16 protein-coding genes and 1 pseudogene are annotated in these 20,917 nt (G+C 66.1%); 8 read left to right on the top strand and 9 right to left on the bottom strand.

Features of this window, described 5'->3' with window-relative positions:
* Positions 1-71 precede the first annotated feature (71 nt).
* A complete protein-coding gene (locus ACWPN3_RS15470) occupies positions 72-2,342 on the top strand; it encodes an SLC26A/SulP transporter family protein (protein ID WP_492261557.1) in 2,271 nt (756 codons plus the stop codon).
* Positions 2,343-2,659: 317 nt separating this feature from the next.
* On the opposite strand, the gene ACWPN3_RS15465 is transcribed toward ACWPN3_RS15470, so the two are convergent.
* Complete coding sequence (locus tag ACWPN3_RS15465) at positions 2,660-3,175, bottom strand: hypothetical protein (protein ID WP_492261556.1); 516 nt, start codon at positions 3,173-3,175, stop codon at positions 2,660-2,662.
* A gap of 334 nt (positions 3,176-3,509) precedes the next feature.
* On the opposite strand from ACWPN3_RS15465, the gene ACWPN3_RS15460 reads away from it, so the two are divergent.
* Positions 3,510-4,322, top strand: coding sequence for a DUF2189 domain-containing protein (locus tag ACWPN3_RS15460; protein ID WP_492261555.1), 813 nt, complete (start codon positions 3,510-3,512; stop codon positions 4,320-4,322).
* A 645-nt stretch (positions 4,323-4,967) separates the two neighbouring features.
* On the opposite strand, the gene ACWPN3_RS15455 is transcribed toward ACWPN3_RS15460, so the two are convergent.
* The 3 genes from ACWPN3_RS15455 to ACWPN3_RS15445 all read right to left on the bottom strand — a co-directional run bounded on the left by ACWPN3_RS15455 (position 4,968) and on the right by ACWPN3_RS15445 (position 7,233).
* Positions 4,968-5,402, bottom strand: coding sequence for a hypothetical protein (locus tag ACWPN3_RS15455; RefSeq protein ID WP_492261554.1), 435 nt, complete (start codon positions 5,400-5,402; stop codon positions 4,968-4,970).
* Positions 5,403-5,622: 220 nt separating this feature from the next.
* Entirely contained in the window at positions 5,623-5,910 is a 288-nt protein-coding gene (locus ACWPN3_RS15450; RefSeq protein ID WP_492261553.1) for a hypothetical protein, read from the bottom strand.
* A 132-nt stretch (positions 5,911-6,042) separates the two neighbouring features.
* Positions 6,043-7,233, bottom strand: a complete 1,191-nt coding sequence (locus ACWPN3_RS15445) for a vWA domain-containing protein (protein WP_492240394.1) — start codon at positions 7,231-7,233, stop codon at positions 6,043-6,045.
* A gap of 69 nt (positions 7,234-7,302) precedes the next feature.
* Here ACWPN3_RS15445 and ACWPN3_RS15440 point away from each other — a divergent pair, with 69 nt between their 5' ends.
* Together ACWPN3_RS15440 and ccoG are read left to right on the top strand one after the other, a co-directional pair.
* A complete protein-coding gene (locus ACWPN3_RS15440; protein ID WP_492240393.1) occupies positions 7,303-7,881 on the top strand; it encodes an HD domain-containing protein in 579 nt (192 codons plus the stop codon).
* Between the two features lie 342 nt (positions 7,882-8,223).
* Positions 8,224-9,741: a cytochrome c oxidase accessory protein CcoG gene (gene ccoG / locus ACWPN3_RS15435; protein ID WP_492240391.1), complete on the top strand. Its 1,518-nt coding sequence runs from the start codon at positions 8,224-8,226 to the stop codon at positions 9,739-9,741.
* Positions 9,742-9,812: 71 nt separating this feature from the next.
* Here ccoG and ACWPN3_RS15430 read toward each other — a convergent pair whose 3' ends face one another.
* On the bottom strand, positions 9,813-10,235 hold the full coding sequence (locus ACWPN3_RS15430) for a hypothetical protein (RefSeq protein WP_492261552.1): 423 nt from the start codon (positions 10,233-10,235) through the stop codon (positions 9,813-9,815).
* Between the two features lie 469 nt (positions 10,236-10,704).
* A pseudogene (locus ACWPN3_RS15425) lies at positions 10,705-12,558 on the bottom strand ([protein-PII] uridylyltransferase); the annotation flags it as partial.
* 475 nt (positions 12,559-13,033) lie between these two features.
* Here ACWPN3_RS15425 and ACWPN3_RS15420 point away from each other — a divergent pair.
* The 3 genes from ACWPN3_RS15420 (at position 13,034) to ACWPN3_RS15410 (ending at position 14,976) form a co-directional block, all read left to right on the top strand.
* Entirely contained in the window at positions 13,034-13,708 is a 675-nt protein-coding gene (locus ACWPN3_RS15420; protein WP_492261551.1) for a hypothetical protein, read from the top strand.
* A 384-nt stretch (positions 13,709-14,092) separates the two neighbouring features.
* Positions 14,093-14,455, top strand: a complete 363-nt coding sequence (locus tag ACWPN3_RS15415; RefSeq protein ID WP_098740047.1) for a hypothetical protein — start codon at positions 14,093-14,095, stop codon at positions 14,453-14,455.
* Positions 14,456-14,652: 197 nt separating this feature from the next.
* Positions 14,653-14,976, top strand: a complete 324-nt coding sequence (locus tag ACWPN3_RS15410; protein WP_492261550.1) for a hypothetical protein — start codon at positions 14,653-14,655, stop codon at positions 14,974-14,976.
* A 53-nt stretch (positions 14,977-15,029) separates the two neighbouring features.
* Here the strand turns inward: ACWPN3_RS15410 and ACWPN3_RS15405 are convergent, their stop codons facing one another.
* Positions 15,030-15,560, bottom strand: a complete 531-nt coding sequence (locus ACWPN3_RS15405) for a hypothetical protein (protein ID WP_492240384.1) — start codon at positions 15,558-15,560, stop codon at positions 15,030-15,032.
* Positions 15,561-15,822: 262 nt separating this feature from the next.
* On the opposite strand from ACWPN3_RS15405, the gene mutS reads away from it, so the two are divergent.
* On the top strand, positions 15,823-18,459 hold the full coding sequence (mutS, locus tag ACWPN3_RS15400) for a DNA mismatch repair protein MutS (protein WP_492261882.1): 2,637 nt from the start codon (positions 15,823-15,825) through the stop codon (positions 18,457-18,459).
* A 195-nt stretch (positions 18,460-18,654) separates the two neighbouring features.
* Here the strand turns inward: mutS and ACWPN3_RS15395 are convergent, their stop codons facing one another.
* Entirely contained in the window at positions 18,655-19,362 is a 708-nt protein-coding gene (locus tag ACWPN3_RS15395) for an SDR family NAD(P)-dependent oxidoreductase (protein WP_109449424.1), read from the bottom strand.
* A gap of 80 nt (positions 19,363-19,442) precedes the next feature.
* Positions 19,443-20,891: an amidophosphoribosyltransferase gene (gene purF, locus ACWPN3_RS15390; protein WP_199237667.1), complete on the bottom strand. Its 1,449-nt coding sequence runs from the start codon at positions 20,889-20,891 to the stop codon at positions 19,443-19,445.
* Positions 20,892-20,917 lie beyond the last annotated feature (26 nt).

The raw sequence follows: 20,917 nt of genomic DNA, 5'->3' as shown, positions 1-20,917 counted from the left end.
ACGGCGAAGCGCCGCAGTGACGCAGCGTTTTGCGCAAGACCCGCCCGACCAGCCGGACCGAACGCGACATCATGAGCGACTCCCCCATTCGGAAGCCCTCCACCGGCCCCGTTCCAAACCCCGGCCGGAGCCTGATCGCATCGGCGATGATCGGGCTGATCGCGGGTATCGACAATCTGGGCAACGGGCTGGCGATTGCAGCACTGCTGTTCACCGGGCCGCTGGCGGCCGGGCTGGGCGCCGGGGTCGGGGTGGTGCTGCTGAGCGCCGCCATCCTGGCGCTGCTGGTCGCCCTGCGCAGCACGCAGCCGAATTCCGTCGCGCTGGTGCAGGAGACCGGCGTCGCCATCCTGGCCTCCACCGTCGCCACCATGGCCGCCGGACTGGAGAGCGCGCCGGAAGGGGTGAGGATCGCCACCGCCTTCGCCATCCTGGGCGGCAGCACGCTGGTGACCGGGCTGCTGTTCTGGAGTGTGGGACGGCTTCGGCTGGGGCGGCTGGTGCGCTTCTTTCCCCACCCGGTGGTGGCGGGATTCCTCGCCGGGTCGGGCTGGCTTCTGGTGGAAGGCGCGCTGGCGATGGTCAGCGGACGCCATGGGCTGGGCGCCGGCATCGCCGGGCTGGCGGCGCCGATGGTGGCGGTCACCGCGGCGGCGGCGGTCGGGCTGGCCGGGCTGCTGGTGCTGGCGATGCGGCGCAGCGACAGCCCCTTCGCCATGCCGCTGGTCCTGCTGGCCGCGGCGCTGGCCTTCCATGCCGGGCTGCCCCTGATGGGGCTGACGGCGGAGGAGGCGCGCGGCTGGGGCTGGCTGCCCGGCGTGGCCGGCGGCGGCGGGTTCAGCCTGCCGGTGCCGACGGAGGTGCTGGCGCTGGCCGATTGGGGCCGGGTGGCGGCGGCGCTGCCGGCGATGGTCTCGGTCGCGGTGCTGGGCATGCTGGGCCTTCTGCTGAATGTCAGCGGGATCGAGCTGGCGCAGGGGGAATCGGCGCAGGGCCGCGACATCGATGCCGATGCCGAGCTGCGCAGCACCGGGGCGGCCAATTTGCTGGCGGGCGCGCTGGGCGGGCCGTCCGGCTATGTCGGGCTGGGCATGACGCTGCTGGCCGGGCGGATGGGCGCCAGCGGACGCGGCGCCGGGCTGGCGACCGCGGCGGTGATCCTGGGCGGGCTGTTCGTCGCGGGGTGGCTGGTGTCGGTGACGCCGGTGTTCCTGACCGCCGGGCTGATCCTGTTCCTCGGCGTCGAGCTGTTGCAGGAATGGCTGATCGACGCGCGCCGCCGGCTGCCGCGGACGGAGTGGCTGATCGTGCTGGCCGTGGTGCTGGCGATTGCCGGGATCGGCTTCATGGAGGGGTTGGCGCTGGGTCTGGCGGTGTCGCTGGCGATGTTCGTCTACAGCTATTCCCGGCTGCCGGTGATCCGCGGCCGGCACAGCGGGGCGGAGCTGCGCAGCCGGGTCGACCGCAGCCCGGCGGCCAGCCTGCATCTGACCGGCGCCGGTGCGGCCATCGAGGCGATGCAGCTGCAGGGCTATCTGTTCTTCGGCACCGCCGAGCAGATCGTCGGGCCGGTGCGCGACCGGCTGGAGCGAACGGGGGCGCAGATAGGTGGACAGACCGGTGCGCAGCCTCTGCGCTTCCTGATCATCGACTTCCGCCACATCAAGGGCATGGATTCGGCCGCCGCCGGGGTGTTCCGCCGCATCCGCAACCTGATCGGGGCGGCCGGCGCCACGCTGGTGCTGAGCGCCCTGCCCGACGCGGTGGAGGACGCCTTCCGCAGCTGCGGCCTGGATCCCGACCGCGACCCGGTGCTGCGCCGCGCCCCCGACCTCGACCATGCGCTGGAATCCTGCGAGGAGGCGCTGCTGGCCCAGAGTAGCGCGGATGGCGGCGGAGCCGACGCGCCGCTGCTGCGCCATCTGGAGGCGATGACCGGCCCGCACCCCCGGCTGGCCGATGCGGTGGCGGCGCTGGACACCCTGAATCTGGAGCCGGACGAGGTGCTGATCCGCGCCGGCGAGGCGGCCAGCGACGTCTTCATCATCGGGCGCGGCCGGGTGAAGGTGCAGATCGCCCTGCCCGACGGCCGCAGCCTGCGCCTGCGCACCATGACCGCCGGGGCGGTGGTCGGCGAGATCGCCCTGCTGCTGGGCCAGACCCGCGGCGCCGACGTGGTGGTGGAAACCCCCGCCACCATCCACCGGCTGACCGCGGCGACGCTCGCCCGGCTGGAGCGCGAGGATCCGGAACTTGCGCTGGTCCTGCACCGTATCCTGGCGACCACGCTGGCGCAGAAGGTGACGCTGGCGAACCGGCTGATCGAACAGGCGGCGGTGTGAGGCGGCGGTCTGGGGTTGCGGTTTGGGGCGGATGGAACGTGTGAAACGCCGTGAACCGCTTTCCGGGCGGCGTTCCACTGTCGCATCCGCTCAGCGGCGGCGGGGAAACGCCCCTGCCCCGCCCTGGCGCTCCAGGGCCGAGCCGAGATTGGGATAGGGATCGTCGGGGTTGAAGGTCCAGGGATAGGCACCCTTCGGCCCTTCCGCCTCCGGCCGGGCGACGATGGCGGCGATAACCTTGGGATCGGGCGGGGTATGCTCGCGGATCGCGCCGGGGATGCTGTCGTCGTCGAGACCGGGGAGCGCGGGCGGCGGCTTCAGTCGCAGTCGCCGGGGGCGCCGGCTGGTCCTGCCGGGCGGCTGCCTGCTTGTCGGTGGTCTGCTTGTCGGTGGTCTGCTTGTCGGCGGCCGGCCCGGGCGGCAAGATCGTCGAAGTCCCTGAACAGGCCGAGCCGCTCGGCCAGCCAGCGCACGGTGGAGGGATCGCCGGCGGAGACCAGCCGCTCGATCTGCTCGGTCACCAGGGCGCGCAGCGAGCCGAGCCGAAGCTCCGACTCCCGGTTCAGCGCCTGCCGCTCCCACCAGACGCGATGGCGGAAGGCCTGCGAGCCGTAATAGGCCCGCCACAGTGTGGTGCGGCTGCACCCCATGGCGCGGGCGACCTGCTGGAAGGACGCGCCGCGCGCCAGCATGCCGGCGGCCATCACCCACTGTTCCTCGTGGAAGCGCGAACCGGGGACGAGCGAGCCCTCGGGCGGAACCGGCGGCTCCTCGGCCCAGCGGGGGAAGCGGTCGGCGGGGTGGGAGGCGGTGGGGGGCAGGCAGTCGGGCATGGGGCGTCTCCTTGGAGATATGGGCTATTAATCCTAAATCAACCGCGATCCCTCGGCAATGATAGGTTTAAAAACCCCTCTTTTTTGGTTCCTTGGTCCGAAGGGCTGCGCGGACTCATTCCCCGAAAATGTATGTATACCCATCATTCGTCGCGCCCGATTTCGGCAGCGGGTGTATCCTCTGCCGGACCGCGGCCCGATCCCCCGTCCCCGCCTCGCCGGCACAGTCTCACGCCGCCCCGCCCGTTCGCCGGATCGAACCGCCCTCGCGACACCACCGACTGCCCGTCCACGCCCCCACCGGGCCGGTCAAGGAAGAGGGAGGAGTCCCGCCATGGCGAACCGCTGGTACATGCCCGAGCATAAGGTCCCGCTGACAGACATGCTGGTGGTGCCCGAGGATGTCCGCATCCGTTCCATCGACACCCTCAGCCTGGGCGAGGCGCTGGCATTGGGATGGCGCGACTTCCTGGCGGCACCGACGCAGCTGCTGTTCCTGGGTGTCATCTATCCGCTCGTCGGGCTGGTCACGGCGCGCATCGCCTATGGCGGCGATCTGCTGCCGCTGTTCTACCCGCTGGTCGCCGGCCTCGCCTTCGTCGGCCCGCTCGCCGCCGTCGGCATCTACGAGCTGAGCCGGCGGCGGGAACGCGGACAGCCGGTTTCCTGGGTCAACGCGCTGGATGTCTTCCGGTCGCGGGCGATCTGGTCGATCGCGGCGCTGGGGCTGCTGATGCTGACGCTCTATGTGCTGTGGCTGGGGGCGGCGCAGATCGTCTACGACCACACGCTGGGCCGGCTGGAGCCCGGAAGCGTCGGCGCCTTCGTCCATCTGCTGTTCACCACGCCGGAGGGCTGGCAGATGATCGTGCTGGGCAACGCCGTCGGCCTGATCTTCGCAATGGCGACCCTGGCGCTGAGCGTGGTGTCCTTCCCGATGATGCTGGATCGCGAGGTGGACTGGATCATCGCGATGCAGACCTCGGTGCGCGCGGTGATGGCGAACCCTGGCCCGATGATGCTGTGGGGCGTGATCGTGGTGGCGATGCTGGCGGTCGGGTGCCTGCCGGCCTTCGTCGGGCTGGCGGTGGTCATGCCGGTGCTGGGGCACGCGACGTGGCACCTGTATCGGCGGGTGGTGGGGTGAGAATGACCCGTTGGAGACGTTTGGTTCGAGACTATGAAGCTCGGATCGACGTCTCCGGCGACATGATACAGCTCGCCATGGCAAGCCTGCTACTTCGATGAGTTTGCCACTGAAGCGGTTGTCAAACGAGCTCTAAGGACGACGATCCGGAGATCGTTGAACCGTTTACACCTTCGTCTACTGTAAGATCAGCCGCCACCCGCCGAGTCATCGCACAGCACGCAAGTTCTTGTCTGACCAGATTGAAATTAAAAATCTGCCACTTCGAAAAATTCACCAATAAAATTAATGAAAAACGACATTCAATGCCTGCTTTTACGGAAATAAAATGTAGAGGCGCGCTAATTTGAAAGTTTCTCAATTTGCTTCTGAACCATTGTAGATACGCTTTTTAACCACGCCATTTCACCTATCTTCGAAGTTGCTGGACCTATTTGAGTTGCAACACCTAGCGCCAAACCTAAAATACCAATTGCAGCTGCCTTTGATATAGCAGATGAAACATTCTCGATAGTCTTCTTAGCCGTCTGATCTATTAATTCAATTCCATACAAATATGCCCTGTCTTACAAAGTTCTCTATAGTTCTCATCATTGCAAAAGCCGCACGTTTGCGGACGCACTGCTGGGATTAGACAAAAGCTCATTAATATGTTTTAAGGTCTCGGGAACTTCCGGTCTCCGAAGCAGATCGATCCCTTTCAAGCTTGTTAACAAGAGACTCAGCTGACTCTTTAATCTTTTCAATGTCATCGGTATCGAGATGAGCAGAAGATGCATTCTCTAAAAATCTGTTCCAATCTGGGTATTGGGATAGATACATATCGACACCACGCGTATGCGCCTGATACATGGAATTAATTACATCTGACATCTCACCTTCAGAAGAGTTCCTTATCATTTCACATGTTAAATTTGACAATCCAATCAGAACAATATTTTCTTCGTTTGCAATTTGCATATTTAGTTTTTCCAAACCCTCAATTATTCTCTTGTCACAATTCGACTTTGCCAGCCTTTCTATTAAATTGGCACCCTGGCTCAAAAATCGCTTCTTTCCCAAGTGCAATCCCTTTTTCATCTTCTTTATCTGATTGCATTTCCAGCTCTAAGAATAACTATTTTCCCATTCATCATATCGAACTGAACCGGGGCGACTCTCTGCGGCGGAAGCAATTTCCTAATAGCAGTCGCATCAAACTCAAATTCGGTTCGCTTTTTTTGGCAAATCAACAGATAGCAGAGTGTCGTTATAATACATATATGCCGCCCGGCCGACAGTGGGCATAGGACCAATTTCTTCAATAAAAACTTTGAATAAACATTACTTTACGCGCAGGCGCAGATAGACGACAAGGAACAGATGAAAATTTAGAAAACTCTTTCGACTTCAGTAAATCTTCTAGACCATCAGTTAATTCAGATACACCTTCTCCAATATAATCAAGATCATAATGATCTTTCCTCACGTAAGGGAAAAAGGAAATTCTCATTTCTTCAATTTTCAGAATAACTTTCTTCAATTCCATCCATTCCAAATTTGTACGATCCCTCTCTATCACAACATTTCTGTCGAGAGATGCCTTCATAGACGCCATTACTGAGGGGATGGCACTCAAATCTTCAAGGTATATATTCATTTTTCTTTCTACTTTTAGCTGTATAATAAGAAATAGCGGGCATTAAAAGACTAATTCATCAACATATAACGATGCAAGGGACTACCTCCCCAACTCCCGCATAGCCCCGTCCAGCCCCTCCAGCGTCAGTGGGAACATCCGTCCTCCCATCAGGCGCTGGAGCAGGCGGGTGCTTTCCGTGTAGTCCCAGTATTGCGGCGGGGTCGGGTTCAGCCACACCGCCTTGGCGTAGACCGACAGCAGGCGCTGCATCCACACCTGCCCGGCCTCCTCGTTCCAGTGCTCGACGCTGCCGCCGGGATAGACGATCTCGTAGGGGCTCATGGCGGCGTCGCCGACGAAGACCAGCTTGTAGTCTGCGGGATAGGTGTGCAGCACGTCCCAGGTGGACAGCCGCTCGGTGTGGCGGCGGGCGTTGTCGCGCCAGACGCCCTCATAGACGCAGTTGTGGAAGTAGAAGTGCTCCAGATGCTTGAACTCGCTGCGGGCGGCGGAGAACAGCTCCTCGACGAGGCGGATGTGGTCGTCCATCGAGCCGCCAATGTCGAGGAACAGCAGCACTTTGATCGTGTTGTGCCGCTCCGGGACCATCTTCAGGTCGAGCCAGCCGGCGTTGTTGGCGGTGGCGCGGATGGTGCCGGGCAGGTCCAGCTCGCTGGCCGCCCCGCTGCGGGCGAACTTGCGCAGACGGCGCAGCGCCACCTTGATGTTGCGGGTGCCGATCTCGACCCGGTCGTCCAGGTTCTTGAACTCGCGGCGGTCCCAGACCTTGACGGCGCGGCGGTGCCGGCTCTCGTGCTGGCCGATGCGCACGCCCTCCGGGTTGTAGCCGTAGGCGCCGAACGGTGAGGTGCCGGCGGTGCCGATCCATTTCGATCCGCCCTGGTGCCGGCCCTTCTGCTCGGCCAGACGCTGGGCCAGCGTCTCCATCAACTTGTCCCAGCCGCCGAGTGCTGCGACCTGCGCCTTCTCCTCGTCGGTCAGGAAGCGTTCGGCCAGCTTGCGCAGCCACTCCTCCGGCAGGTCGGTGACGGGGACCTCGTCGGCGGCCGGCATCTCCTCGGTCAGGCCCTTGAAGGTGGCGCCGAAGACGCGGTCGAAGCGGTCGAGGTTGCGTTCGTCCTTAACCAAGCATGCACGACTGAGATAATAGAAATCCTCGACGCGGAAGGACGCGGTGCCCTGCTTCATGGCCTCCATGAGCGTCAGGTACTCCGTCAGCGAGACGGGCACGCCGGCCTTGCGCAGATCGAAGAAGAATGACGTGAACATGGGCGCAGTCCTTCGGCATCGGGGTCCCCGGGGCGGAGGATACTGCAATGCCCCAGCCGAGAGAACAGCATGACCTTGCCAAACGCCTCCCCGACAGGCGCTCCCCTCCTCGATTTCGCCCGCGCGCTGGATTTCGCCGCGCACAAGCACATCGACCAGCGCCGCAAGGGCGTGCGCGCCGAACCCTACGTCAACCATCTGTCGGAGGTCGCCCTGCTGGTGGCGGAGGCGACGGCGGGCAAGGATTCCGTCGTGGTGATCGCGGCGCTGCTGCACGACACGCTGGAGGACACCGACGCCAGCTATGAGGAGATCGAGCAGCTGTTCGGCACCGAGGTGGTGCAGGTCGTCGCCGAGACCACCGACGACAAGCGCATGTCGAAGGCCGAGCGCAAGCAGCACCAGATCGACGCCGCCCCCAAGGCCTCGACCCGCGCCAAGCTGGTGAAGCTGGCCGACAAGGTGTCGAACCTGCGCTCCATGGCGCACAGCCCGCCCGCCGACTGGCCGCTGTCGCGCAAGGTCGAGTATTTTGAATGGGCCCATGCGGTGGTCGCCGGCCTGCGCGGCACCGACGCCCGGCTGGAAGCGCTGTTCGACCGCGCCTACCACGACGGGCTGGCGGAGCTGCGCGGGCAGACGGTGTGAGGCGGAAGGGCGGTCGCCCGACCGCAGAGCCGTGTCGCCGCAGGCAACGATTCACACGGATTACACGGATTTTGACACGGATTACACGGATCGGGCCGCTCCTTGGGAGGGAATGTCCGGATATGGAGCGCGCTGAACCGGGGAGGTTCCGTGAAATCCGTTTTTAATCCGTGAAATCCGTGTCGATCTTGCCGGCATCGCCGATGCGTCGGGTTCAAGCGGGCGTTCGCCAGATTAAGCGGGCCGGATTGACATTGCGCAATGCGGCTCCATCACGGAAGTCTTATGGAGAAGGGACGACGCTGACGCCACCCGTGCCGCTGACGGCCGAGGAAAGATGCCATGTCCCTTCGCCAAGAAGACACCACCCTCACCCGCCGCCCGGACCCTGCCGGCAAACCGGCCGCGTCCTCCCATGCCGAGCCGCATGAGGAGCCGGGACGCCACTGGTTCATCAACCGGCCCAAGGTCTATGCCGCCGACGTGAAGGGCCGCTTCCGGCAGCTGAAATGGGCGGTGCTGATCGTCCTGCTGGCGGTCTACTACATCACGCCGTGGCTGCGCTGGGAACGCGGGCCGGGCATCCCGGACCAGGCGGTGCTGATCGACATGGTCGGGCGCCGCGCCTATTTCCTGTGGATCGAGATTTGGCCGCAGGAGGTCTATTACCTGACCGGCCTCCTGATCCTCGGCGCCTTCGGCATCTTCTTCGCCACCACGCTGGCCGGGCGCATCTGGTGCGGCTATGCCTGCCCGCAGACGGTGTGGACCGACCTGTTCATGTGGGTGGAGCGCAAGATCGAAGGCCCGCGCACCACCCGCATCCGGCTGGACAAGGCGCCGATGACCGGGGCCAAGCTGGCGCGCAAGACCGCCAAGCATGCGGCGTGGGTCGGCATCTCGCTGCTGACCGGCGGCGCCTGGGTGTTCTATTTCAACGACGCGCCGACGCTGATGGGCGAGCTGCTGCACGGGCAGATCACCAGCGGGGTGGCGACCTTCATCGCGCTGTTCAGCTTCACGACATATTTCTTCGCCGGCTGGGCGCGCGAGCAGATCTGCATCTATGTCTGCCCGTGGCGCAGCTTCCAGTCGGCGATGGTGGACGAGGACACCTTCCTCGTCACCTATGAGGACTGGCGCGGCGAAGGCCGGGCGCCGCTGCGCAAGTCGCAGGGCTGGGACGACCGGCAGGCGGCGGGCCTGGGCGACTGCATCGACTGCAAGCAGTGCGTCCATGTCTGCCCGACCGGCACCGACATCCGCGAGGGACAGCAGATCTCCTGCATCGGCTGCGGCCTGTGCGTCGATGCCTGCAACGACGTGATGCGGCAGATCGGCCGGCCCATCGACCTCGTCCGCTTCGACACCCAGTCGAACCAGATCGCCAAGATCGACGGCAAGCCGGAGCGGGTGAAGCTGGTGCGGCCGCGCACGGTGATCTATTCGCTGATCATGCTGATCGTGCTGTGCGCCATGGGCATCGCGCTGATGCTGCGGCCGACGCTGGACGTCAGCGTGCTGCGCGACCGGGCGCCGCTGTTCGTCATGCTGTCGGACGGGTCGGTGCAGAACGCCTATACCATCAAGGTGCTGAACAAGACGCACATCGCCCGCAGCTATGCGGTGAGTCTCGAGGGCTTGCGCGATGCGCATCTGTCGGTGGCCGGCGATGAAGCGGCCGGCAGCGGCGGCAGCCTGACGCTGACCGCGGAGGCGGATTCGGTGGCGACCTTCCGGGTGTTCGTGAAGGTGCCGGCGGCGGCGGTGAAGTCCGGGTCGACGGATGTCGCGGTGATCGCCAAGGATCTGGGCAGCGGCGAGGCCGGCAAGCACGCCAGCGTGTTCATGGCGCCGTAGACGGCTGTTTCCGGGGGTCCATGCCCTCTCCCGGGGGGAGAGGGTTACCGCTCCGAGGGAGAGGGTGTGTTTTACGCCCCCGTCACCTTCGTCCGCGTGCGCTTCACCGTCGCGGGCGGGGGAGCGTCGCCGGTGGGGTCGTCGAGCGCGCTCAGCAGCCGTTCCTTGATCTTGGACAGCTTGCCGTCATGCGTCACCTTCAGGCCGAAGACGTCCTTCACATAGAAGACGTCGATGGCCTTCTCGCCGAAGGTCGAGACCTTGGCCGAGCTGATCTGCAGGGTCAGGTTCGACAGGGCACGGGTCAGGTCGTAGAGCAGGCCGGGACGGTCGCGGCCGTTCACCTCGATCACCGTGTGGGTGGTCGACGCGTTGTTGTCGATCAGCACGCGCGGCGGCACATGGAAGACACGGGTGCGGCTGGCATGGGGCGTGCGGCGGGTCGACAGCTCGTTCAGCGGCTTCAACTGGCCCGACAGCACCTTCTCGATCATCACCGACAGCTTGGCGAGCTTGTCGCCGCTCTCGAAGGCACCGCCGCCGGCGGCGTCCTGCACCGAGAAGACGTCGAGCGCCATGCCGTTGGTCATGGTGAAGATGCGGGCATCGACGATGTCGGCGCCGCAGGCGGCCAGCGCCCCGGCGAGGCGGGAGAACAGGCCGCTGTGGTCGGTGGCGTAGATCGTCACCTCCGTCACCGCCCGGCCGCGGTCGACGCGGGTCTCCACCGTCAGCGGGCGCTGCGCCCGCTCCGCCTCGCGGACGATGCGGGCCTGATGGGCCAGCGTGTCGGTGTCGAAGGCCAGCCAGTAGCCGGGATAGCCCAGCCCCTTGTGATGCTCGAAAGCCGCCTCGTCGAAGTCGGTCAGCTCGGCACGCAGGGCAGCCTGGGCGGCCTGGATCGCGCCGGCCGCGGCCCTCCACCGTCATGCCGCCGGACATCAGCTCTTCGGAGCGGTTGTAGAGTTCGCGGAGAAGCGTGGCCTTCCAGTTGTTCCAGCGCTGCGGGCCCACCGCGCGGATGTCGGCGACCGTCAGCACCAGCAGCAGGCGCAGGCGCTCCGGCGACTGGACCAGCGCCACGAAGTCACGGACGGTCTTGTCGTCCTCCAGGTCGCGCTTGAAGGCGGTGTGCGACATGGCGAGGTGCCAGCGCACCAGCCACGCCACCGTCTCCGTCTCCTCCGCCGTCAATCCCAGGCGCGGGCAGAGCTTCTCGGCGACGCGGGCGCCCAGCACCGAATGGTCGCCGCCGCGGCCCTTGGCGATGTCGTGCAGCAGGACGGCGACATAGAGCGCCCGCTTCGACACCACCTTGTGGATCACCTCGGTGGACAGCGGCAGCTCGTCGGCATGCTCGCCGGACGCGATCTTGTGCAGGATGCCGAGCGCGAACAGCGTGTGCTCGTCCACCGTGTAGACATGGTACATGTCATACTGCATCTGCGCGACGACCCGGCCGAAGTCGGGGATGAAGCGGGCCATCACCCCGGCCTCGTTCATCCGGCGCAGCGTGATCTCCGGATCCTTCGGCCCGGTCAGGATGTCGAGGAAGAGCCGGTTGGCATCCGGATCGTTGCGCAGCTTCGGGCCGATGGCCGACAGCGACCGGGTGATCGACCGGAGTGCGGCCGGGTGGATGTCGATGTCGTTCATCTGCGCGGTGTGGAACAGCCGGATCATGTCGATCGGCTGCTCCTTGAACTGCTTGTCGTTGCGGGCGTTCAGCCGCTCGCCGTCGACGATGAAGCCGTCCACGTCCTTGCGCCTTGCGACCGAGGCCAGGCGCAGCAGGTTGAACTTGGGCGGGCGCTTCAATTCCGCTTCGAGTGCGGCGCAGAAGATGCGCGTCAGGTCGCCGACATCCTTGGCGACCAGGAAGTAATGCTTCATGAAGCGCTCGACGCCCTTGGTGCCGGCATGGTCGGTGTAGCCCATGGCGGCACCGATGCTGGTCTGGACGTCGAAGGTCAGGCGGTCTTCCAGACGGCCGGTCAGGTAATGCAGGTGGCAGCGCGCGGTCCACAGGAAGTTCTGCGCCTTGGCGAAGCGCTGCGCCTCCTCCGGCGTCAGCACATGCTTGCCGACCAGCTCGTCCACCCCTTCGACCCGGTAGAGATACTTGGCGATCCAGAACAGGGTCTGGAGGTCGCGCAAACCGCCCTTGCCGTCCTTCAGGTTGGGTTCCAGCACATAGCGGCTGTCGCCCATCTTCAGGTGGCGGTTGTCGCGCTCGGCCAGCTTGGCCTCGACGAATTCGGGACCGGATCCTGCGACGACCTCCTTGTCGTAGCGCTTGCGCAGCTCGGCGAACAGCTTGCCCGGCCCCCAGAGATAGCGGGATTCGAGGATCGCCGTGCGGATGGTGACGTCGGCCTTGGACTGGCGGATGCACTCGTCGATGCTGCGCACGGCATGGCCGACCTTCAGCCCGAGATCCCACAGGATGTAGAGCATGTATTCGACCACCTGCTCCACCCGCGGCGTGCGCTTGTAGGGCAGCAGGAACAGCAGGTCGATGTCGGAGAAGGGCGCCAGCTCGCCGCGGCCGTAGCCGCCGGTGGCCACCACGTCGAACACCTCGCCCGACGTCGGGTTGGCGGTGGGGAAGATGAAGCGGACGGTGAAGTCGGCCAGCGTGCCGACCACGCGGTCGGCGAGGTAGCAGTTCTCCCGCACGCACTGCTCGCCCGATCCGCCGGCATCGAAGCGCCGCCGCACCTCCGCCCTGCCCTCGGCCAGCGACTTGCGCAGGCAGGCGATCAGCGCCGGGCGCAGCTTGTCGCCGGTGCCGTGCTCGGCGACCAGAATCCTCAAGCTCCCCCGACAGCTTGCGGCGGGAGATGATGGCGCGCTTGTTGGGGATGGCGGGCGCGGGCGACTCTGGCGGGGCCGGCGTCTTGGAGCGGGAGGACAGCATCGGTCAGGAAAAACCTCGGCGTTCGCGCGGTCCGGACGGGCCGCACCGTTCGCACTATAGCGTTAAAGCCATCAGGTAGCACGATCAGGTAGCACGTCCAGGATCGAATCCCGGCGCAGGGCGCGGCCCGACCGATCCGCGCGGCGACCGGACCGCAGAAGTTGCGCGCCGACCGCGGCGACGGCCTCATTGCAAGGACGATCATCCATTGGCTGTCGCCTAACGGTGCCTATCGCTTTAGAGGAGGATTTCACTGGACCAATACCCCCTTTTTCAGTAAGAAAATTCGCTGCGTACGAGAAGGTTCCCGCAATTTACGTATCGATTTTCCAGTTCTGACGCTTTTCCTCAACTTCGCGGAGTCACTGGAAGATGAATGGCATGTCTCTGAAATTTTTGCAGAACTCCCTGCTTTCCTTGGCTCTCGTCGTTGGCCTTTCGGCCTGCAATCAAAATCGTGCCAACACCACGCTCGAATTCCACCCGGCCGCGCAAGCGCCGGTGAAAATCAATTTCTCCGCCATCAAGTTAAGGAACACCGTCAACCCCGAAGAAGTCATCCTGATCGACAACGGCCAGCAAAAATCGATGCAGTACCTCACGCCGCAGTTGCGGACGGCCGTGCGGGCCTTGGGTTTTGGTGGTGTCGGACAATATGCGGTGCTGAGAGGTGTTCGCGCGACGCTGCGCCTGACCGGCAAGCAGCCGATGTTCGTGATCGCCGTTCCCAGCAATGCCCAGCCCGAGAGCTACTTCACGCTGGCCAATTTCGCCGTGCGCGACAACGGAACCCGCGAGGTCATCGTCGGCGGCGGCTATATGAGCTACTCGACCGGCGTGAACAAGGACCGCGTCGTTCCGACCTCGGTCGAGAAGATGCCGGATCAATCGAAGGCCCCGAAAGGCTCCATCCTCTACGCGGTGGCGGTGAACGCTCCCCTGAACGAGGGCGAATACGCGATGATCTTCTACAACAGCCAAGTCCGCGCGGTCGGGTTCGCTGCCGGCGCCATGGACAGCTACTTCGATTTCGGCGTGGACAAATAATCCGTTCGCGGCCGGCGAAATCGGGAGTCCTCGCGCCGATTGAAGTGATGGGACGAGGAAATCCAGATCAGGGGCCCGATCAGGGGCCCGATCAGGGGATTGATCCGGATTTCACTCGATGCCGCCCCTCGGGCTGGCGGTGCGGACTGCCGCCAGTTTCCGGAAAATGCCACCGAAACGCCGACGGGTGCGGCCCCGGCGTCAGGAGTGTGGGGAAGCGACCGCGTTCCCGACCCTCGGCGCCGGATCGGCGGGCACGAACGCCCGCACTGAAAAAAGCGCCACCGGCGCCGCTGATGCCGCCGGTTGTGACCGCCGTCACAGCGGCACCGCCATCGCGTCGTCAAACTGGTCCCGTGTGGAGCGTAATGCGGGAGACGGGCCATGACCGGCCGGACGAGCACGGGACGCGCGGCGGAGACATCGGCGAAGGAGACGTCGCTGAAGGGACGGCGGGAGCTGGCGGCGCTGAACGACGCGCTGGCGCTGGCCGAACGCGGGCTGGGACGGCAGACGGTGGCGGCGCTGATGGCGCGGCTGCTGCGGGTGGCGGCGATGTTCCCGCGCTCGGTGGACGACACGCTGATGTGGCAGGTGACCGACCTCGTCACCGGCGACGACCTGTCGGACGGGGTGAAGCTGACGCTGATCCGCATGGGATGGGCGTCCATCGTCCAGGCGCAGTACCGGGCACACGGGCTGCGGATGGTCGACGCCCCGAAGCGCCGGCAGGCCGCCGCGGCGTGAGGTGAAGGGTCCGCGCAGGCCGGAGCCGGCAGGAACTGGCCGGCAAACCTTGCCCGGCGGCAGGCTCCGCCGCCCTGGCGGGCGCCTCAAGCCCCTGGAACGGAAAGACTTCCCGTTCGGCGTTGAAATTGCATCGCGCACCGCACTGCCGGCAGGTGCTGTCCGGCGGCGGCGCAACCGACAGCGGGACCACCGCGATGCAAGTCAACGGCTACAGCGGCTATTCGAGCGCGCTCCACACCCAGTCGCAGACGGCGGCCGTCCGCAAGGGCTGGGGCAGCAGTGCCGGACCGACCACCGACACCGACGCGGTCAACGCCTTCCTGACGAAGTCGAAGAAGACGCCGGCCGAGCGGATCCGCGACGACTGGCTCGCCCGGCACAAGATGACCGAGGACGACCTCAAATCGATGCCGTCGGAGAAGCGGGAGGCGGTCGAGAAGGAAATCGCCGAGGAGCTGAAGCGGAAGCTGACCGGGCAGGATGCCAAGCGCGGCGCCGTGATGAACCTGACCGCCTGACGCCGCCTGCCTGACGCAGCCTCCTTATCCCCTGCCCGACCCTGCCGTTTCCGTTACGCGTCGCGGACGCTCACATGCACGTTGCCGCCGCCCTCGCGATCCAGCAGGGCGGAAGCCTGGGCCTCGCGCTCCGCCGTCTCCACCCGCACCCACAGGATGATGCCGCCGGCCTCCAGCGCGCGGGAGAACTCGTCGGGCTTGGGATGGCTGGTCAGCTCGTCCAGATAATCCTTGATCGCCACGCCGCCGACGCCGGCCGCGACCAGCGCCGCCAGCGCCGCCTCGATGGGGCCGCCGACGATGGCGATCAGGCCGGCGGTGGTCAGGGGGAAGGCGTATTTCAGCTCACCCACCAGACCGGTCAGCGCCTCGTCGCGCGGCCGGTATTTCGGATCGGCGGCCTCCAGCGAGGTGTGGCTGGCCAGCACCGACAGGTCGGCGCGGTCGAAATCCGCCGCCAGCAGGGCCTCCACCGCGCGGTCGAACGCGGCGCGGGTGGCGAAGAGGGCAACGACCTCCCGCACCTCGGCAGAGGTGGCGGAAGAGATGGCGGCGGGCACGGTCTGCCCGGTCGATTGCGTCATGATGGCCGTCTCCCTATTTTTCAGCTTTCCCTATTGTAGCGACCGGTTCCAAGCGCCCGTCAACCGCGACAGGGACAGGAACCCGAGTCGTTCGTGCGCGTCCCATTGTCCCACATGCCATTGTCCCAGGCTCGGCTATCCGGCCTATCCCGCGGCTGCATATCCCGTGATAGGGTGCGCATCCGAAACAACACCCATCCAAGGCTCCGTGGTTCCCGTGTCCGACATCGCAGAAATCGTCATCCCGCCCGACGCCACCCCGATGATGGCGCAGTATCTGGAGATCAAGCAGGCGCATCCCGATTGCCTGCTGTTCTACCGGATGGGCGACTTCTACGAGATGTTCTTCGGGGATGCGGTCAATGCCGCGGCGGCGCTGGACATCGCATTGACCAAGCGCGGCCAGCATCTGGGCGAGGACATCCCGATGTGCGGCGTGCCGGTGCATTCCCACGAGAATTACCTGCAGCGCCTGATCCGCCAGGGCTTCCGCGTCGCCATCTGCGAGCAGATGGAAGACCCGGCCGAGGCGAAGAAGCGCGGGGGCAAATCGGTGGTGAAGCGCGGCGTCATCCGCATCGTCACCCCCGGCACCCTGACCGAGGACAGCCTGCTCGACGCCCGCTCCTCCAACTGGCTGGCGGCGGTGGCGGAGACGGCCGGCGGGCTGGGTCTGGCCTGGCTGGAGATGTCGACCGGCGAGCTGGTGGTGCAGCCGGTGGAGCGCACAGGACTTGGCGCGGCGCTGGGGCGGCTCGACCCGCAGGAGGTGCTGGTCTCGGAAAAGCTGAGCCGAACGCCGGAGCTGTTCGAGCTGTGGGGCGAATGGAAGTCGCGGCTGACCATCCAGCCCACCCCGCGTTTCGACAGTGAGAACGGCAGGCAGCGGCTGCTGAACCAGTATGGCGTCGGCACGCTGGACGCCTTCGGCACCTTCACGCGGGCGGAGGTCGCGGCGGCCGGTGCGTTGGTCGGCTATGTCGAGCTGACGCAGAAGGGGCGCGTGCCCCGGCTGTCGCCGCCGCGCCGGCTGGGGCCGGGTGCGGTGATGGAGATCGACGCTTCCACCGCGCGCAACCTGGAACTGACGCGGACGTTGAGCGGGGAGCGGCGCGGCAGCCTGCTCGCCACCATCGACCGTACGGTGACCGGAGCCGGGGCGCGGCTGCTCTGCGCCCATCTGACCTCGCCGCTGACCGATCCCGCCGCAATCGGCCGCCGGCTCGACATGGTGGAATTCGCGCTTACGGGCGAGCGGCTGCGCGGCGAGCTGCGCGGCGCCTTGCGGAGCTGTCCCGATCTGGAGCGCGCTCTGTCGCGGCTGACGCTGGGCCGGGGGGGCCCGCGCGATCTGGCGGCGATCCGCGACGGGCTGCGGCAGGCCGGGCTGATCAGGGAACTGCTGGCAGGATCCATGCCGCTGCCGGACGGTCTGGCGGCGCTGGACAAGCGGCTGGGCGCGCATTCGGAACTGGTCGACCAGCTGACCCAGGCGCTGGCGCCGGAGCTGCCGCTGCTGGCCCGCGACGGCGGCTTCATCGCCCGCGACTACAGCTATGCGCTGGACGAGCTGGTGACGCTGCGCGACGAGAGCCGGCGGCTGATCGCCGGCTTGCAGACGAAATACGCCGAGATCGCCGGGGTGCCGTCGCTGAAGGTCAAGCACAACAACGTGCTGGGCTATCACATCGAGGTCACCGCTGCCCATGCCGACAAGCTGATGTCGGATAAGGGGCGCGAAGTGTTCATGCACCGCCAGACCATGGCGAACGCCGTGCGCTTCGGCACGGTGGAGCTGTCGGACCTGGAGCGCCGCATTTCGGAGGCCGCCGACCGGGCGCTGGCGGTGGAGCTGGAGCTGTTCGCCGGGCTGGTCGAGGTGGTCGCCGGCAAGGCCGACGCCATCGCGCAAGCCGCCCATGCGCTGGCGGCGCTGGACGTCGCCACCTCGCTGGCCGAACTGGCGGAGGAGCGGCGCTACAGCCGGCCGCAGGTGGACGACAGCCTCGCCTTTTCGATCAAGGGCGGGCGGCATCCGGTGGTGGAGGCGGTGCTGGACGCCGCCCATGGCGGGCCGTTCGTGGCGAACGATTGCGACCTGGCGCCGGACAACCGGCTGTGGCTGCTGACCGGTCCGAACATGGCCGGTAAATCGACCTTCCTGCGGCAGAACGCGCTGATCGCGATCCTGGCGCAGATGGGCGGCTTCGTCCCGGCGGAGCAGGCCCATATCGGGGTGGTCGACCGGCTCTACAGCCGCGTGGGTGCCGCCGACGATCTGGCGCGCGGGCGCTCCACCTTCATGGTGGAGATGGTGGAGACGGCGGCGATCCTGAACCAGTCGGGCACGCGGGCGCTGGTGATCCTCGACGAGATCGGGCGCGGGACGGCGACCTTCGACGGGCTGTCGATCGCCTGGGCCTGTGTGGAACATCTGCACGACGTGAACCGCTGCCGGGCGCTGTTCGCGACGCACTATCACGAGTTGACCATGCTGGCGTCGAAGCTGCCGGCGCTGTCCTGCCACACCATGCGCATCAAGGAATGGCAGGGCGACGTGGTGTTCCTGCACGAGGTGACGGCGGGGGCGGCGGACCGCAGCTATGGCATCCACGTCGCCAAGCTGGCCGGGCTGCCGCCGGCGGTGGTCGGGCGGGCCGACGAGGTGCTGAAGCTGCTGGAATCGGGCGACCAGAACGCGACGATCCACCGGCTGGCCGAGGATCTGCCGCTGTTCAGCGCGGCGCTGAAGCGGCCGGCGCCGAGGGCTGAGGTGGTGGAGGTTACTCCGGCGGGGCCGTCGGCGGTGGAGGTGGCGCTGGCGGGGATCGATCCGGACAGCCTGACGCCGCGGCAGGCACTGGAGGAGCTGTACCGGCTGCGGGGATTGATGCGCTGATTTCTCGGAGATCCCTTCTCCCCCCTGCTCACGCGCAAACTTCGTTTGCGCTGACGCGACAGGCGGACCATAGGTCCGCCGAAAGCGGGGAGAAGGTTAGGATGAGGGGGTTCGGCGGAGCCGAAGACATTCGGCAGGTGCTTCCCCCTCACCCCGACCCTCTCCCCGGGGGGAGGAGGGGGATTTAGGCAGTCGCTATTGCGCCTGAACCAACTCCCCGTGGCGCTCGCACCCGGCCTCGGCCAATTCCACGAAACGCTCGGTCACGTCGTCGGGCTGGGCGACCTTGGTCGGGTCCTCGCCGGGGAAGGCCTGGGTGCGCAGCTTGCTCGCCACCACGCCGGGGTCGAGCAGGTTGACGCGCAGGGTCGAGCCGGCGACCTCCATCGCATAGGTCTTCACGATCATCTCCAGCGCCGCCTTGCTGGCGCCGTAAGGCATCCAGTAATGGTGCGGCGCCTTGGCGGCGGCCGACGTCACGAAGATGGCGCGGCCGGTGCCCGACGCGCGCAGCAGCGGATCCATCGAACGGATCAGCCGATAATTCGCCGTCACGTTCAGGTCCATCACCCGCGACCACAGCTTCGGATCGTACTGGGCGACCGGACCCAGCGCCTCCAGCGCGCCGGCATTGCCGACGACCACGTCCAGCTTGCCGAAGCGCTGGTAGAGCGCATGGCCGAGCTGGTCGATCTTGTCGTAGTCGCGCAGGTCCATCGGCACCAGCGTCGCCGACTGGCCGGAGAGCTTCTGGATGGCGTCGTCGGTCTCCTCCAGCCCGCCGACCGTGCGGGCGACCAGGACCAGATGGGCGCCTTCGGCGGCGAAACGCTTGGCGACGGCGGCGCCGATGCCGCGCGAGGCGCCGGTGACGAGGGCGATGCGGCCGGAGAGACGGGACATGGGGACAACTCGTTTCCTGGGATTATTGTTCGTTCACATATGAAAAACCCTCTCCTGGGATGGGAGAGGGTTTTTCGAGGTCAGGCGCGAACCGGGACGTTCGACTCGACCGGCGGCTGGTCCAGCGCGTCGGTCAGCGGGATCGGGTAATCGCCGGTGAAGCAGGCGTCGCAGTAGCCGAGCTTGGCCGGGTCGCGCTTCTCGTCGCCCATCGCGCGGTAGAGGCCGTCGAGCGAGATGAAGGCGAGGCTGTCGGCCTGGATGAACTCGCGCATCTGTTCCACCGTCATGCGGTGGGCCAGCAGCTTGCTCTGCTCCGGCGTGTCGATGCCGTAGAAGCAGGGGTGCGAGGTCGGCGGGCTGGAGATGCGCATATGCACCTCCTTGGCCCCGGCGGCGCGCACCATCTCGACGATCTTCTTCGACGTGGTGCCGCGGACGATGCTGTCGTCCACGAGCACGACGCGCTTGCCCTCGATCATCGCGCGGTTGGCGTTGTGCTTCAGCTTCACGCCGAGATGGCGGATCTGGTCGGTCGGCTCGATGAAGGTGCGGCCGACATAATGGTTGCGGATGATGCCGAGGTCGAAGGGCACGCCGGCTTCCTGGGCATAGCCCAGCGCCGCGGGCACGCCGCTGTCCGGCACCGGCACGATCACGTCGGCGGGCACGCCGGCCTCGCGGGCCAGCTCGCGGCCGATGCGCTGGCGCGCCTCATAGACGGAGGTGCCCTCCATCACGCTGTCGGGGCGGGCGAAGTAGATGTATTCGAAGATGCACAGGCGGCGCTGCTGCGGCTGGAACGGGCGCAGGCTGTGGACGCCGCTGTCGTCGATGACGATCATCTCGCCCGGCTCGACGTCGCGGACATAGTCGGCGCCGACGATGTCGAAGGCGCAGGTCTCGCTGGCCAGGATGTAGGTGTCGCCGAGCTTGCCCAGCACCAGCGGACGGACGCCGAGCGCGTCACGCACGCCGATGACCTCCTTGGAGGACAGCGCCACCAGGGAGAAGGCGCCCTCGACCTGCCGCACCGCCTCGATCAGCCGGTCGACCGGCGAGCCGCCGCGGGCGGTCGCCATCAGGTGGACGATGACCTCGGTGTCGGTCGAGGACTGGAACAGGCAGCCGCGGCGGACCAGCTGGCGGCGCAGCACCTGGGCGTTGGTCAGATTGCCGTTGTGCGCCAGCGCGAAGCCGCCGAACTCGAAATCGGCGTAGAGCGGCTGGACGTTGCGGATCGAGGTGTCGCCGGTGGTGGCGTATCGCACATGGCCGATGGCGCTGCCGCCCTTCAGCTTGGCGATGATCGCCTCGGAGCTGAAATGGTCGCCGACCAGGCCCAGCGTGTGCTGGAGGTGGAACCGGCCGCCGTCGAAGCTGACGATGCCCGCCGCCTCCTGCCCGCGGTGCTGCAGGGCATGCAGGCCCAGCGCCGTGATGGCGCCCGCCTGCGGGTTGCCGTAGATGCCGAACACGCCGCACTCTTCGCGCAGCTTGTCGTCGTCGAACGGATGCGTCGTCAGCATCACCAGAAGTCCTTCGTCCAAGAGGC

The sequence above is a fragment of the Azospirillum sp. UENF 111221 genome (genome assembly GCF_058780625.1).
Note: the sequence above shows the minus strand (reverse complement) of the source record. Positions and strands in the feature narration are given on the sequence as shown.

Excerpts from the sequence above, each read along its gene's own strand:
- ACWPN3_RS15405 (WP_492240384.1), bottom strand. The coding sequence starts at position 15,560 with ATGACGCAATCGACCGGGCAGACCGTGCCCGCCGCCATCTCTTCCGCC.
- ACWPN3_RS15470 (WP_492261557.1), top strand. The coding sequence starts at position 72 with ATGAGCGACTCCCCCATTCGGAAGCCCTCCACCGGCCCCGTTCCAAAC.
- ACWPN3_RS15415 (WP_098740047.1), top strand. The coding sequence starts at position 14,093 with ATGACCGGCCGGACGAGCACGGGACGCGCGGCGGAGACATCGGCGAAG.
- ACWPN3_RS15445 (WP_492240394.1), bottom strand. The coding sequence starts at position 7,233 with ATGTTCACGTCATTCTTCTTCGATCTGCGCAAGGCCGGCGTGCCCGTC.
- ACWPN3_RS15395 (WP_109449424.1), bottom strand. The coding sequence starts at position 19,362 with ATGTCCCGTCTCTCCGGCCGCATCGCCCTCGTCACCGGCGCCTCGCGC.
- mutS (WP_492261882.1), top strand. The coding sequence starts at position 15,823 with ATGATGGCGCAGTATCTGGAGATCAAGCAGGCGCATCCCGATTGCCTG.
- ACWPN3_RS15430 (WP_492261552.1), bottom strand. The coding sequence starts at position 10,235 with ATGATCGAGAAGGTGCTGTCGGGCCAGTTGAAGCCGCTGAACGAGCTG.
- ACWPN3_RS15460 (WP_492261555.1), top strand. The coding sequence starts at position 3,510 with ATGGCGAACCGCTGGTACATGCCCGAGCATAAGGTCCCGCTGACAGAC.
- ACWPN3_RS15420 (WP_492261551.1), top strand. The coding sequence starts at position 13,034 with ATGAATGGCATGTCTCTGAAATTTTTGCAGAACTCCCTGCTTTCCTTG.
- ccoG (WP_492240391.1), top strand. The coding sequence starts at position 8,224 with ATGTCCCTTCGCCAAGAAGACACCACCCTCACCCGCCGCCCGGACCCT.
- ACWPN3_RS15410 (WP_492261550.1), top strand. The coding sequence starts at position 14,653 with ATGCAAGTCAACGGCTACAGCGGCTATTCGAGCGCGCTCCACACCCAG.
- purF (WP_199237667.1), bottom strand. The coding sequence starts at position 20,891 with ATGCTGACGACGCATCCGTTCGACGACGACAAGCTGCGCGAAGAGTGC.
- ACWPN3_RS15465 (WP_492261556.1), bottom strand. The coding sequence starts at position 3,175 with ATGCCCGACTGCCTGCCCCCCACCGCCTCCCACCCCGCCGACCGCTTC.
- ACWPN3_RS15450 (WP_492261553.1), bottom strand. The coding sequence starts at position 5,910 with ATGAAGGCATCTCTCGACAGAAATGTTGTGATAGAGAGGGATCGTACA.
- ACWPN3_RS15455 (WP_492261554.1), bottom strand. The coding sequence starts at position 5,402 with ATGAAAAAGGGATTGCACTTGGGAAAGAAGCGATTTTTGAGCCAGGGT.
- ACWPN3_RS15440 (WP_492240393.1), top strand. The coding sequence starts at position 7,303 with ATGACCTTGCCAAACGCCTCCCCGACAGGCGCTCCCCTCCTCGATTTC.